Source organism: Rhizobium sp. 2YAF20 (genome assembly GCF_052114685.1).
Classification (GTDB): domain Bacteria; phylum Pseudomonadota; class Alphaproteobacteria; order Rhizobiales; family Rhizobiaceae; genus Rhizobium.
Window position 1 is genome coordinate 75,977 of sequence record NZ_JBFRFF010000006.1, and the last position, 13,526, is coordinate 89,502.

Annotated in this window: 12 protein-coding genes, 1 tRNA gene and 1 pseudogene; 7 read left to right on the forward strand and 7 right to left on the reverse strand. The window is 58.2% G+C overall.

Going from position 1 to position 13,526, the window contains the following annotated elements:
- Window positions 1–294: 294 nt before the first annotated feature.
- Complete coding sequence (locus tag AB4Z52_RS10910; RefSeq protein WP_442217934.1) at window positions 295–441, reverse strand: DUF1127 domain-containing protein; 147 nt, start codon at window positions 439–441, stop codon at window positions 295–297.
- Between the two features lie 724 nt (window positions 442–1,165).
- Here AB4Z52_RS10910 and AB4Z52_RS10915 point away from each other — a divergent pair.
- From AB4Z52_RS10915 to tig, 4 genes are all read left to right on the forward strand, one after another.
- Window positions 1,166–2,272, forward strand: a complete 1,107-nt coding sequence (locus AB4Z52_RS10915) for a DUF2157 domain-containing protein (RefSeq protein WP_442217935.1) — start codon at window positions 1,166–1,168, stop codon at window positions 2,270–2,272.
- On the forward strand, window positions 2,269–2,871 hold the full coding sequence (locus tag AB4Z52_RS10920; protein WP_442217936.1) for a GDYXXLXY domain-containing protein: 603 nt from the start codon (window positions 2,269–2,271) through the stop codon (window positions 2,869–2,871). Before AB4Z52_RS10915 ends, AB4Z52_RS10920 begins: the two co-directional genes overlap by 4 nt.
- A gap of 144 nt (window positions 2,872–3,015) precedes the next feature.
- Window positions 3,016–3,100: transfer RNA gene (locus tag AB4Z52_RS10925), tRNA-Leu, on the forward strand.
- 187 nt (window positions 3,101–3,287) lie between these two features.
- Entirely contained in the window at window positions 3,288–4,781 is a 1,494-nt protein-coding gene (gene tig / locus AB4Z52_RS10930; RefSeq protein ID WP_442217937.1) for a trigger factor, read from the forward strand.
- A gap of 175 nt (window positions 4,782–4,956) precedes the next feature.
- Here the strand turns inward: tig and sthA are convergent, their stop codons facing one another.
- The 4 genes and pseudogenes from sthA to AB4Z52_RS10950 all read right to left on the reverse strand — a co-directional run bounded on the left by sthA (window position 4,957) and on the right by AB4Z52_RS10950 (window position 7,779).
- A complete protein-coding gene (sthA, locus tag AB4Z52_RS10935; protein WP_442217938.1) occupies window positions 4,957–6,363 on the reverse strand; it encodes a Si-specific NAD(P)(+) transhydrogenase in 1,407 nt (468 codons plus the stop codon).
- Window positions 6,364–6,466: 103 nt separating this feature from the next.
- Window positions 6,467–7,063 carry a dual specificity protein phosphatase family protein gene (locus AB4Z52_RS10940; protein ID WP_442217939.1) on the reverse strand — a complete coding sequence of 199 codons (597 nt, stop codon included), beginning with the start codon at window positions 7,061–7,063 and terminating at the stop codon, window positions 6,467–6,469.
- A gap of 118 nt (window positions 7,064–7,181) precedes the next feature.
- A pseudogene (locus AB4Z52_RS10945) lies at window positions 7,182–7,370 on the reverse strand (JAB domain-containing protein); the annotation flags it as partial.
- A 112-nt stretch (window positions 7,371–7,482) separates the two neighbouring features.
- The gene (locus tag AB4Z52_RS10950; protein ID WP_442217940.1) at window positions 7,483–7,779 is read right to left on the reverse strand and encodes a helix-turn-helix domain-containing protein; all 297 of its coding nucleotides are present in this window, start codon (window positions 7,777–7,779) and stop codon (window positions 7,483–7,485) included.
- Between AB4Z52_RS10950 and AB4Z52_RS10955 the strand changes: the two genes are divergently transcribed.
- From AB4Z52_RS10955 to AB4Z52_RS10965, 3 genes are all read left to right on the forward strand, one after another.
- A complete protein-coding gene (locus AB4Z52_RS10955) occupies window positions 7,772–8,323 on the forward strand; it encodes a sorbitol dehydrogenase family protein (RefSeq protein WP_442217941.1) in 552 nt (183 codons plus the stop codon). The two genes, AB4Z52_RS10950 and AB4Z52_RS10955, sit on opposite strands and share 8 nt — an antisense overlap.
- A gap of 208 nt (window positions 8,324–8,531) precedes the next feature.
- Entirely contained in the window at window positions 8,532–10,112 is a 1,581-nt protein-coding gene (locus AB4Z52_RS10960; protein WP_442217942.1) for a GMC family oxidoreductase, read from the forward strand.
- 44 nt (window positions 10,113–10,156) lie between these two features.
- Window positions 10,157–11,530 carry a c-type cytochrome gene (locus AB4Z52_RS10965; RefSeq protein ID WP_442217943.1) on the forward strand — a complete coding sequence of 458 codons (1,374 nt, stop codon included), beginning with the start codon at window positions 10,157–10,159 and terminating at the stop codon, window positions 11,528–11,530.
- Window positions 11,531–11,927: 397 nt separating this feature from the next.
- Here the strand turns inward: AB4Z52_RS10965 and map are convergent, their stop codons facing one another.
- The gene (gene map / locus AB4Z52_RS10970; RefSeq protein WP_442217944.1) at window positions 11,928–12,764 is read right to left on the reverse strand and encodes a type I methionyl aminopeptidase; all 837 of its coding nucleotides are present in this window, start codon (window positions 12,762–12,764) and stop codon (window positions 11,928–11,930) included.
- A gap of 3 nt (window positions 12,765–12,767) precedes the next feature.
- Window positions 12,768–13,517, reverse strand: coding sequence for a DNA/RNA nuclease SfsA (sfsA, locus tag AB4Z52_RS10975; RefSeq protein ID WP_442217945.1), 750 nt, complete (start codon window positions 13,515–13,517; stop codon window positions 12,768–12,770).
- Window positions 13,518–13,526 lie beyond the last annotated feature (9 nt).

The window sequence follows — 13,526 nt, forward strand, 5'->3', positions numbered from 1 at the left end:
CTCAAGTCATCAAGTTGGCGAGCGGCGTTATTGCCGCATCAGCGCTTGACACTCATATAGGCGATCTCCGCGTTGTTTTGCAGTGCAAATAAAAGGCTCCTGCTATGCGTTTGTGCAGTGTGATGATGAAAAAACGCGCAACATTTAAATTATAGGCGCTATGCGGTCAGCGGGCAGCTGAAAAGCTCAATAATTGTGCTGCATTTGCGAGCAATAAAAAGAACGCCCGCTGCGGAGGTCCGCAACGGGCGTTGATAGGCTATCGCTGGTGTCAGCCGATGCCAGGGCTGTTGATTAACGGCCGGTGGCTTCGCGGGCGACGCGATGGATTTCGGAACGATCGATACCGAGGTCGTGCAGTTCGCGAGTGCTCATGCGGCCGAGTTCGGTAACGGTCTGACGATACTTACGCCAGTTATTGAAAGAGCGGGTGATGTTCATGTCAAATCCCCTTTCCTAGGGTTTCGCCGATGGGTCAGCTCTTGCTTCGCGCTGGCCTCTATCTGATGACGCCAATATATGCTGCGCTGCGAAAACTAAAAGCCCCAATCCTTCATGTCACCTATGCATATAGCGCATCTCTTGCCGTAGATGTGGCTAATTGGTGATCACTTATTCGGCGTTCTTGCAGCTGGTAGGTAAACAATGACAGCTCGGGTCAACTCCGCGGGAATCGCCGCAAAAAATAACGCCCATCGCGGGAGGAGGTGCGACGGGCGTCATTTGGGATGACCGGCAGCGGGGAGGAGGAACGCCGCCAATCTATCGGAGAGCACTGGGAGGAGGAGCGTGCTTTTCCGAATTTCGTACCGGGACCGTCATGTCCCAGGGCACTGCCGACCTACGTCAGGGCCTCGCGCCGCCGAAGCTCTTTGCTGGCATCAAGGTAAGTAGCATCTCAAAATTGTGCAGTGCAATAATTTCACGGAAGATATGCTGCTCGTGCATGTCTGCGAATTGGCTCGCATCCATGGCACATGCATAGTTTGTAATCCGTTAAGAGCCGATTAAGGTTTGTTCCAAAATCTCGCATGGCGCAGAATTTCTCGCATGGCGCAGAATTTAATGTGCTCTAGCGGCCGCATTTGCGTCTGGCTTGTTATTGGCGAATATATAGCAATCGACGCCGGCCGTTTTCAGCTCAGCCGCAGATCAAGAGGTAACGATGTATCGTGGACGGCTTCAGAGAGATCTTTCGTTGTGGGTGGAGAAGGGGTTGATCCAGTCTCCGCAGGCCTCGGCCATCATGGCGGATTATGACAGCCGGCCCGCAAGCTTCAGTCTCGGTCGGGTTCTGTCCATTCTGGCGGCACTGCTGGTCGGCGCGGCGATCCTGCTCCTGGTTGCCTCCAATTGGGAACTCATACCCCGCCTGGTGCGCGTTTCGTTCATGATCGCGCTGATATGGGCGTTCTATCTCGCTGGCGCCGCTTTCACAGCGCGCGGCCAGACATCGCTTGCCGCAGCGATGCTTTTGCTCGGGACGCTGAGCTTCGGCGGCGCAATGTCGCTTGTCGGGCAGATGTACCATCTGTCCGGCGATGAGCTGACGATGATGGCAGTATGGTTCGCCATTGCCTGCATCGCGGCGGCTTTGTTCCGCTCAGGCAGCCAGGTGGTGATCGCCGGATTTCTCGCCTGGGGCTATTTCGCGCTCTTTCTCGAGGAAAACGACCTGAGGTGGACCGGCTGGGCGCCATGGGCGCCGCCTGCCATGGCGGCGATCGTTCTCGCGCTGATCTATTATACCGGAGCGGGCAGGGCGCGACATCTCGTCTACCTGCTGCTGATCGGCTGGCTTACCTGGATCTACTCGCTGCATGAGGATCTGATGACGGCCATCCTATTTGCCGCCGGCGGTCTCCTGGCGTTCCTCGCCGTCAGCCTGCCGGTGTCGCCGCTTGCCCGGATGGCCCGCAACGCTGGTGCAGCGCCAGCCTTCTACACCTTCCTCTTCACCAGCATCGGTCTCTTCCTTATCCATGCTGAGATCGAGAGTGGTCCCCGATTGATTGCGCTTGGCGTCGCGACGCTGGCGATAGCGGTGGCGGCAATCACGCTGTGCGGTCGGGACAACGGCGCGGTGCGTTATTCGGCCTACCTCGTCTTTGCAGCCGAGATGCTTTATCTCGCCTCGGAAACAATCGGCTCGATCATCGGCACTTCGGGTTTCTTCCTGATCTCCGGCCTGTTGGTCGCCCTCGTGGCCTGGATCGTCGTTCGCCTGGAGCGCCGGTTTTCCCATGGTGACAGGCGGGAGGCACGCCCATGAACTCCATCTTTGACGCGGGAGCGGCCGCTCACCCTTATGTCAAGCGTGCATGGATCGCCGCGATCATCCTTGCCCTGCTACAGACGGCGATCATCGGATATACGATCGAAAGCCATGCCTCCATCCTTCAAAGTGGCACCGAGGTGGTTTTGAAGACGGCGCCGATCGATCCGCGCGATCTGTTGCGTGGCGATTATGTGATCCTGAACTACGAGATATCCAGCGTCCCGGCCTCGACTATCGTAGGCGGGTTGCCGAAAGAGGCCGGCGAGCAGGTGCTGTCCGTCCGTCTTCACAAGGATTCTGATGGCTTCTGGCGCATCGCCGAATCGTCCTTTGGCTCGCTGGAGGCGAAACCGGATACTGTCGTCCTGAAGAGCCAGCCGTTCCAATACTATCCTGGCGACAGCGAGCAGACGTTCCGGGTGGAATACGGCATCGAGCGCTACTACGTGCCGGAAGGCGAGGGCGCCAAGCTTGAGACGGCGCGGTCGGACGGCCAACTTTCCATTGCGGCTCGCATTTCCGGCGATGGACAGGCGCAAATCCGAACGCTCCTTCTGGACGGTCAACCGGTCTATGAAGAGCCGCTTTATTGACGGCTTAGTGAACAAACGACCGGGCTTGCCAAATCGCATTCGTCGAACCGTCATTTTTCCTTTGCGTGGTTTGAAACGGGTGATATAGAGACGCCGCGCTCCGGAAGGCCTCATGCGTAGGCATTGCTATGCGGTTTTGCGAACGCGGGTATGGTGAAATTGGTAGACACGCCAGATTTAGGTTCTGGTGCCGTAAGGCGTGGGAGTTCAAGTCTCTCTACCCGCACCAAGGCTGCTTTGCTGCCGGGGGAGACTGAGAACCAGTCTGCCTCGAAGGCTTGCGATAAGACGCGCCATTTTGCCTTGCAAAATGCTTGAGAATTGCATGAAAGCCACGCCCGGTCGTCGGTCCGGCGTCGTGCTCATCGAAACGAACGGCTGGCTGGGCAGGGCCGCCACGAAATGAAGGTAAGAAGATGCAGGTTATCGAAACGCTCGCTGAAGGGCTGAAGCGCGAAATCAAGGTAGTTTTTCCCGCCAAGGATATGGAAGGCCGGATGAACGAGCGCCTGGCCGAGATGAAGGACAAGGTCCGCATCAACGGCTTTCGCCCGGGCAAGGTTCCGGTCGCACACCTGAAGAAGGTGTATGGCAAGTCGATCATGGCCGATCTCGTCAACGAGATCGTCCGCGACCAGCCTCCGGCAATCCTGACCGGACGTGGAGAAAAGTCTGCGACACAGCCTGAAATCGCCATGACCGAAGACAAGGACGAAGCTGATAAGATCCTGTCGGCGCAAGCCGATTTCGAGTTCACGCTGTCCTACGAAGTCATTCCGGCGATCGAGCTGAAGCCCGTCGACGGCATCAAGGTCAGCCGCGAAGTCGTCGAAATCGGCGAAGACGAAGTCACCGAACAGATCATGCGCATCGCTGAAAGCGCGCGCACCTATGAAGTCAAGAAGGGCAAGGCCGCCGATGGCGATCGCGTCAAGATGGCTTACCTCGGCAAGGTCGATGGCGAGGCCTTCGAAGGCGGCAAGGATGACGACGCTGAGCTGGTCATCGGCTCCAACCGCTTCATCCCCGGCTTCGAAGCCCAGCTCGTCGGCGTCAAGGCCGGCGACGAGAAGGTCATCAACGTAACGTTCCCGGCTGATTATCCGGCCAAGAATCTTGCCGGCAAGGAAGCCACCTTCGACATCACCGTCAAGGAAGTGGCCGCTGCCGCCGACATCGAAATCAACGACGAACTTGCCACCAAGCTCGGTCTCGAATCCGCCGATCGCCTGAAGGAAATCGTCCGCGGCCAGATCGAAAGCCAGTACGGCTCCATGACCCGCCAGAAGGTCAAGCGCCAGATTCTCGATCAGCTCGACGAGATGTACAAGTTCGACACGCCGCAGAAGCTGGTCGATGCCGAATTCGACAGCATCTGGCGCCAGATCCAGACGGATCTGGGCGAATCCGGCAAGAGCTTCGAAGACGAAGATACGACGGAAGAGAAGGCTCGCGAAGACTATCGCAAGCTTGCAGAACGTCGCGTCCGCCTCGGCCTCGTTCTGTCCGAAATCGGCGAAAAGGCCGGCGTCGAGGTCAGCGAAGACGAACTGCAGCGCGCGCTCTACGACCAGCTTCGCCAGTTCCCGGGCCAGGAAAAGGAAATCCTCGAATTCTTCCGCAACACGCCGGGCGCTTCTGCGAACCTGCGCGCGCCGATCTTCGAAGAAAAGGTCATCGACCACCTCCTGTCTGAGGTTAGCGTCACCGACAAGACCGTCAGCAAGGAAGAGCTGATGGCCGAGGACGACGAAGGCACTGAAAAGTCCGAGACCAAGAAGGCTGCGCCGAAGAAGAAGGCTGCCGCCAAGACCGAAGCAAAGGCTGAAGACGCCGAAGGCGAAGAAGCTCCCGCTGCGAAGAAGAAGGCCGCTGCGAAGAAGAAGGCTTCTGAGGACGCCGCCGAGTAATTCGGAAAATTTCCGAAGCGATCACTGGCCCTGCCGTTCGCGGCGGGGCCTTTTATGTTTTCGGTAGTATTGATCCTTGGCGGATGTCACTTGCCCCTCACTCTAACCTTCTCCCCGCAGGCGGGAAGAAGGTGGCCGACAGGTCGGATGAGGGGCGTTCTTCGCAGGCGAAGCCTCAAAGCTCTGACTTGATGTCGCCCATACGATTGCCGGCATCGAGGCCGGCGATCTTGTAGGCTTCGGCAAGTGTCGGATAGTTGAAGGTGTTCTCGACGAAATACTCGACCGTTCCCTTGAGATTCAGCACCGCCTGGCCGATGTGAACGAGTTCGGTGGCGCCTTCGCCGACGATATGGACCCCGAGCAGACGGCGGGTCTTAAGTGAGAAAATCATCTTCAGGAGGCCGGTATCGAGACCCATGATGTGGCCGCGCGAAGTCTCGCGGAAGCGGGCGATGCCGCACTCATAGGGGATATGGCGCTCCTTGACCTCTTCCTCGGTCAATCCGCAGGTGGAGATCTCAGGGACGGCATAGATGCCGTACGGAAAGTACTTCTGCGGCTCCTTGGCAATGGCGCCGACCGCCACGCGCGCAGCGATGCGTCCCTGCTCCATTGAGGTGGATGCTAGGCTCGGGAAGCCGATGACGTCGCCGGCCGCAAATATATGCGGCACGGTCGTCGCGAAGGTCTCAGGGTTGACGCTGAGCCGTCCACGGCTGTCAGCCTCAAGGCCAGCCGCTGCAAGGTTCAGCGTATCGGTGGCGCCCATGCGGCCGGCGGCGAACAGCACCATGTCGGTGACGATGCGACGGCCGCTATCGAGCGTGATTTCGGCCTTGCCATCCGGCAGCTTGACGACCTTATCGGCCTTCTGGCCGAGCAACAGCTTCATATTGCGATCGCGCAGCTGGTAGGTGAAGTCCTCGATGATCTCTCTATCGATGAAATCGAGCATGGTTGATTTCGGATCGAGAAGCGTCACCTGCGTGTCGAGCGCGCTGAAGATCGTCGCATATTCGATGCCGATGACGCCGGCACCGATCACCACCATCGAACGCGGCAGTTTTTCCATATCCAGCAGCTCGTCGCTGTCGAGGATAACCTTGCCGTCGAAGGGCATGTAATCGGGACGGAACGGCTTGGTGCCGACAGCAAGCAGGATGCTTGCCGTTGTGACGCGCAGCACCTCGCCGTCATCCTTGACGATCTCGAGCGTTTGCGGATCGACGAAGCTCGCCCTCCCGCGGATATGCTGCACGCGGTTGCGGGCAAACTGGTGCTCCAGCACCTCGACCTCGTGGTCCAGCGTGATCAGCAGGCGGCGGCGCAGGTCGTCAGCGCTGATCTCCTGTTTGACGCGATAGGCGCGGCCGTAGAAGCCACGTTCGCGCCAGCCGGAGAGGTTGAGCGCGGTTTCGCGCAGCGTCTTGGACGGGATGGTACCGGTATGGACAGAAACGCCGCCGACCCGCTTGCCCTGTTCGATGACGAGTACCGTCTTGCCGAGCTTTGCTGCCTGGATAGCGCCTCTGCGGCCGGCCGGGCCACTGCCGACAACGACGAGATCGAACTGGTACATCGAATAGCCCCGCAGGATTGAGATGGAATCAATGTCGCACCGCAACAAATGTTGCGCTCAACCGGTAGCTGGTCAATGTTACAGATTGTCTAACGTCGAACAATCACGAATTGGAAAAGCCGAGCCATGGCTCAAGTTTTTCAAACGTGCGATCCATCGCGTAGGCCTTGCTGATCGGAAGCGAGATGTGGCCATAAAGTATGGAGATCTGCTTTTCCGAGATGCTCTCGTCGAGCTTGGTAATCGCTGCCAGATAAAGTGCGGAGGCAAGCCCTGTGCGATCGGCGCCCGCCTGGCAATGGATCAGCAGCGGCTTTGGCGCATCGCGCATGATTGCGACGAGCTGTTCGGCCTGGGCTTGGCTCAGTTCCTTGTCGGCGGACATCTTGAAGTCGATATGATTGATGTCGAGTTGCCTTGCCTGTGCCACTTCGTTGTCATACCAGTCGCGACCCGTGTTGTCGCCGCGCAGGTTGATGATGGTCTTGATGCCATATTGTTTTTGGAACGAGACAATGTCGCTCGCGGAAGGCTGGGACGAGCGATAGACCTCACCCTCGATCACCGGGTGGAAATTCGTGGTCAGCAGCATGTTGCAGTAGAAGCCGCCGACGAACAACGCCGAGGGCAGGACTGCAAAGCGCAGAAATCCCTTGGTGAACTGGAGAATAGGACGACGGCGCGGCAGTGCAATCTGCATGGTATCTCCAGACGCCATACCGAAATCGGTAGGCGGGCGAAAGCATGTCCTTTCTGCCAGATCATCCTGACGGCCACCTGAAGCTGTTGAAAACGACCGCGATGGACAAGTAAACAGGCTAGATCAGGCGCAGTCCTTTAAAGGAGGCGTGGCCGTCCTTGCCGATAATGATGTGGTCGTGGACAGTGATCCGGAGAGGCTTGGCTGTGTCGACGATCATCTTCGTCATGTCGATGTCTGGCCGTGATGATGTTGGATCGCCGGAGGGATGGCTATGGAGCAGCCGTCGCAACGCCGCTGGCGATAAGCGTGCGCCCGGACGGCACCAAAGTCTGCTGCTTCATCGCGCCGATAATGTCTTTTTGGGTGCTCATTGCATTCTCACTGTTCGCCCAGTGCCTCGTCCCGATTTTCAAGGGTCATGCGCTGCGGCTTCGGCGCCATGTGCCTGGAGGGACCCCGACCCAAGCGACAAAAACTCGCGAAAAATGGCCTTGATCGGCGAAGCCGCAGGCAAACGCGATTTTGGCTAGCGCCAGGTCCGAGCCCAAGAGCAATTCTTGGGTGGTTTGGGGGCGATGGGAGAGACATTGATAGGTATTGCAGTTGAATGTTGGATTGACTTTATCGCATGCAATACATAGTTTTTCTACTCGTGCCGTGCGCCTGCGTTGAAGTATGACGGAAAATGGTTGACGAGGCATCTTGATGGACATAACTCACCCGTCTCGCGATGACTGTCCCGAGGAATTCAGCCTCACGCGTCGGAAACTGATGGTGGGTGGCGCTTTGTTCGCAGGAGGCGTGTTGCTGCCTCCGGAGGTTTTGGCTCAATCTTTAGATGTGAGCGCGCCAGAGATTTCTCCAAAATTCATGGAAGTGTCGTCTCTCCTCATTGACCACCATTTGGATGGTGAGATTGGGGCACGTATGGCTGCCGCCATGCTGCGGATACATCCGGAGATTGAGCATGATATTGGCGCAATTATTGAAATTGCAAAGAAAGAAAACGCCAGGATCGTCGAGGACTTCTTTGCCGATATTCCGGAAGGGCGCCTGAAGGACACGGCCCTGGCCATCATTTCGGCCTGGTATACAGGCGTTGTTGAGAATTCACCCGACGCGGAGGTCTTCGCCTTTGAGACGGCGCTTATGTACCAGCCGACCCATGACGTCATGACAATCCCAACCTACGCAATATCCGGTCCCAATGGATGGAATGCGGAGGCCTCGGCTCTTGGCGATATGCCGACATTCTGACGAGAGCTGCCCGGTTCGCGAAGGTGCGTTGCGGGCGGTTATCAAACAAATCGAGCGACACGCCCCTAACGAGGACTTTGTCATGGGATCAGCTTGCAGCGGGTTTTGACGTGCCTACTCAAGCCTTTGGATAGTCGGAATCGATAAGATGGCAAACGATTACAGTGCCGATGTTATTGTCGTTGGGACAGGCGTCATTGGCTGCATCGTGGCCGAGCAGGCGCTGGACGCAGGGTTGTCTGTTCTCATGCTGGAAGCCGGCCCTCGTGTGGAGCGGTGGCAAATTGTTGAAAATTATCGCAACGTACCGCCTCGGTTCAAGCAAAATTGGAATGCGCCCTATCCGGCGAAGCCCTGGGCACCGCATATTGAATCAGAATTGGTAGACGCCACGACCGACTACCTGCAGCTTGAAGGGCCGAATGGGCGTGCATACCGGCAGGGCTATGTGCGTTATGCTGGCGGCGCTACGTGGCATTGGGCGGGCATTTGCTGGCGTCTGCATCCCGATGATATGCGGATGAAGAGCCTTTACGGCGTCGGCCGGGACTGGGCGTTTGATTACAACACACTCGAACCATACTACACCCGCGCCGAATACGCGTTGGGAGTATGCGGTCCGTCCGAGGTTGAGCTGCAATGGCCGCCACTGCCGCGCTCCAAGTCCTATCCAATGGGCCGTATTCCCTTCGGCCCGGGCGAGCAACGTTTTACAGAGGCTGCGGCACGGGTTGGCATCACCAATCTTCCCGCCCCTCAAGCTCGCAATAGCGGAGTTTCCTACGACGGACGACCGCCCTGTTGCGGCAACAACAACTGCTTCCCGGTCTGTCCGATCTCCGCGAAATACGATGCGGCATCGGCACTGCCAAGGATCGAATCAAAGGGCGGCAGGATTCTTGCGAATTCGGTCGTCTACCGGGTGGAGACGGATGCAAAGCAAAACATCCAGGCGGTACATTTCTTCAACCCTAACAAGGAATCGCAAAGGGTTGTCGGCAGGCTTTTCGTCATTGCCTGTAATGCCATAGAGACGCCGAAACTGCTCCTGATGTCCAAGGACGAGCGCAACCCGAATGGCGTTGCCAATCATTCGGACCAGGTCGGGCGCAATCTGATGGATCAGCCCAAAATCAGCGCACAGATGGTGCTCGCAGAGCCTATGTGGACGGGCGTGGGGCCCGTGCAGGGCAGCAGCATCATGATGACGGGGCAAGGCGCTTTCCGAAGCAAACATGCAGGTGCCATGCTTCGTTGCGAAAATGCCGCTCTCAGCGCCGTGGGCGGTCAGGCAGCGCTCGCGAAGGGGCTGGTTGGAAAGGCGCTGGACGCAGAGATTCGCAGGCTATCAGCCTGCACCGCGCGACTAACAATCGAGCACGAGATCCTGTCGGATCCCAATAACCGCCTGACGTTGTCGGATAAGAAAGACTGGCTGGGCCTCAACAAGCCAAACATCTACTATGATGTCGGCGACTATGTCCGCCGCGGCCACCAGGAATATACCCTGCCACTGCTCAAGAAACTGATCGCGGAGCTTGGTGCCGTCGAAAGCGAGATCGCCACGACCTTCACCAACAGCGACCACATGATGGGGAGCTGCATCATGGGCACCGATCCCACAGACTCTGTGGTCGATGTCGACTGTCGTGCGCATGATCATCACAATCTTTTCTTGCCGGGCGGCGCGGCGATGACGACGGGCGGATGCGGCAACAGCACCATCACCATGGCGGGCTTGGCCATGAAGGCCTCCGATGCCATCGTTGACCAGTTGAAGCGGGGCTGAGCGTGGACACTTTCTTCCGGCTCTTTGGCGCTATAATCTGTTTGATGTCTGCGAGCTCGACGGCCTTTGCCGCCGACGATGATGCGCAAGCTGCCTCGGTCAAGCGCGGCGCGTATATCGCCACCGCCTCGGATTGCTCCGCCTGCCACACGACGCCAGGTGGCAAGCCATTCGCGGGCGGACTTGCCATCGCGACCCCAGTGGGCACGATCTATTCCACCAATATTACACCTTCGGCGACTGCGGGCATTGGACAATATACGGAAAAGCAATTTGCCCGTGCTGTGCGGGCGGGCGTTCGGGCCGATGGTGCGAACCTCTACCCGGCGATGCCGTACACATCTTATAACGTGCTGACGGACGCAGATATCCACGACCTCTACGCTTACTTTCAGCACGGCGTCTCACCCGTCGATACGGTGCCGAAGCGCAGGGCACTGCCGTTTCCGATGAATATTCGCCGATCGATGATGGCGTGGAACCTCCTGTTCCTCGGCAGCAGCGATGACGAGGCCGACGCCACCCAATCACCCGAGTGGAATCGTGGCAAATATCTTGTTGATGGGGCGGCGCATTGCAGCACCTGCCATACGCCGCGCGGCTTCCTCATGCAGGAATTGTCCGGGCACTATCTGGGTGGTGCGCAAGTCGGCCCATGGTTTGCGCCAAACATCACCTCGGATACCATCAGTGGCATTGGGAGCTGGAGCAAGGACGAACTCGTTCGCTATCTGGCGACCGGCTCGCTGCCCGGCAAGGCGCAGGCCGCGGGCAGCATGGGAGAGGCCGTAGAGCACAGCTTTTCTCAGCTCAAGCAGCTAGATATCTCGGCGATCGCGACCTATATCAAGACCGTGGCGCCGCTGCATGATGCGTCGGATGACCAGTCGCGGTTTGGCTATGGGAAGCCCTTCTCACAGCTTGCAAGCTTGCGCGGGGCGAACCCGATCCGCTCGGATACGGACGCGCAAGCCAGAGGCGCAGTATTGTTTTACGGGAATTGTGCTTCCTGCCACCAGGCTTTTGGCCAAGGCAGCAAAGATGCCTATTATCCGAGCCTGTTCCACAATTCCGCGACAGGTGCGGTCAATCACAACAATCTGATTGCCACGATTCTGAATGGCGTTGAGCGGACTACGCCCAAGGGCCAGGCATTCATGCCTGGTTTCGGCGGCAAGGCGAATGACATCAATGCTCTGACTGATAGCCAAGTTGCCACGCTGGCGAGTTACGTGATTGACAACTACGGTCGGGCCAGCACCCCGGTCACACCTGCCGATGTCGCCCAGGTGCGGGCTGGTGGTCCTGCGTCCTCACTCCTGCTTCTGGCACGTATTGGCATCGCCATTGGCGCTATTTTAGGTTTGGCGATTGTGCTGCTGCTTGTTGTTTGGCGGCGGCGAGCCACGGCGGGTTAGCTGGCTTCTCCGCGTGGCAGCATTGGTTGCGTGTCCTTGCACGCACCGATCCTCTGTGACGACGCTCTCCTGTTTGCGCCGCTTTGCGACCGCCGCCAGGGAGGACCCGACAGCCGATGCTACTCGTCGTTAGTGACTGGACCATGTCTCACATGCCAGCCTGTCGTTTACTTTCTCTGTTCTAGGGCTATGAGACTTTGATTGTTTTCATAGCGCCAACTCATCGATGGGCTTTTCGCTGTCGTTCCCCCAGGTGCACTGAGTTCAAGTTGCGCCTCTTGGGTCAAAAAATATCCGTTCATCCAGGAGCGGCTCCTGATCGTCGTCCCCAGCCGCCGTAAAGCGGTCCGGCGCTCATCTCGCCTTTGCCCATGCGGACCGGGGGCTCGGCCATGGCTCACCCTTGAAGAGGACGGAGGCCCGGCCGATCAAGACCTCCAGGTGATAGTGTGAAAATTTCGCAGCCCGTCGACGTAACGCCGACCGTATGTTCGTATTGCGCCGAAAGCGAGCGGTCGCGGGTAACGGCGGTCCAGCCGTCTCCAAGCACTTTCACATGCGGGCGGCCGAGATTGATCATCGGTTCAATGGTGAAGATCATGCCTTCTCGCATTTCTGGCCCTTCGTTGGAGCGGCCGTAATGCAAGATATTCGGCGAATCGTGGAACAGCCTACCGACGCCGTGGCCGCAGAAATCCCGAACGACAGAGCAGCGTTCCGCTTCGGCAAATGTCTGGATCGCTTCGCCGATCGCACCGGTTCTTGCCCCCGGACGCACGGCGGCAATCCCGCGCATCAGCGATTCATGGGTAACCTCGAGCAACCGCTCCGCCGAGCGCTTGACCGTGCCGACGGGATACATGCGGCTCGAATCGCCATGCCAGCCGTCGAGCACATAGGTGACGTCGATGTTGACGATGTCGCCTTCGCGCAGCGGCTTGTCATTGGGAATGCCATGGCAGACAACATGGTTGATCGAGGTGCAGGACGATTTCGTATAGCCGCGATAGTTGAGCGTCGCCGGGTAGGCGCCCTGGTCCATGCCGAATTCGAAGACGAAGCGATCGATCACGTCGGTGGGCACGCCCGGCTCGACGATCGCGGCCAGCTCGTCAAGACAACGCGCCGTCAGCTGGCATGCCTTGCGCATGCCCTCAAAAGCGTCATTGCCGTAGAGGCGGATTGCGCCCGTATTTTTCGCCGGCGCCGTCGACGCTTCGATGTAGTTCACCATGGATCAGCCTTCAGCAGAAATCGCTATACTTGTACATAATGCAGCTATGGCGGGTTCGTCTATCGGGATCAATCCCGCCGGTGTTATTTCGCCCGGCGATACCAGGCATTTCAGGGCATAGGCCTCGACGCCGCGCCGTCGTGCGCGCTCATAGGCGGCGGCATAGAAAATGTCGAGATCGTCGCAAATTCGAAAGCGTTCGCAGTCATTGCGCTGGACGACATAAAGCATGATCGCCCTGAAGCCGGCCTCGACCATGTCGCCCAATTCTTCGAGGTGTTTCGCGCCCCGCGCCGTCACGGTGTCGGGAAATTCGGCCAGCCCTGGTTCGCGCATGAAATGCACGTTCTTCACCTCGACATAGGTGGTGGTCCTGAGCGGATCGGTCAATAGTAGGTCAATACGCGAGTTCCGGCCATATTTCTTCTCACGGCTGACGGTCGCATAGTCTGCGAGATCTTGCACTTGACCCGCGGCGATCGCTTCTGCCGCTACCCGGTTCGGCATACCGGTATTGACCCCGACGATTGTGCCATCCGCCTCGATCATCTCGAACACATGCCGGTATTTGCGGGTTGGGCTGTCATGCTCCGACAGCCAGATGCGCGAGCCCGCAGTGGTCAAGCCCTGCATGGAGCCGGTGTTGGGACAGGAACCAGTGATGATCTCGCCATTCTCAAGCTCGGCGTCGAAGAGAAAGCGCTTATAGCGGGAAATCAGCCGGGCAGGGACCAGGGGTCTTTCAAACAGCATGGATGTCTC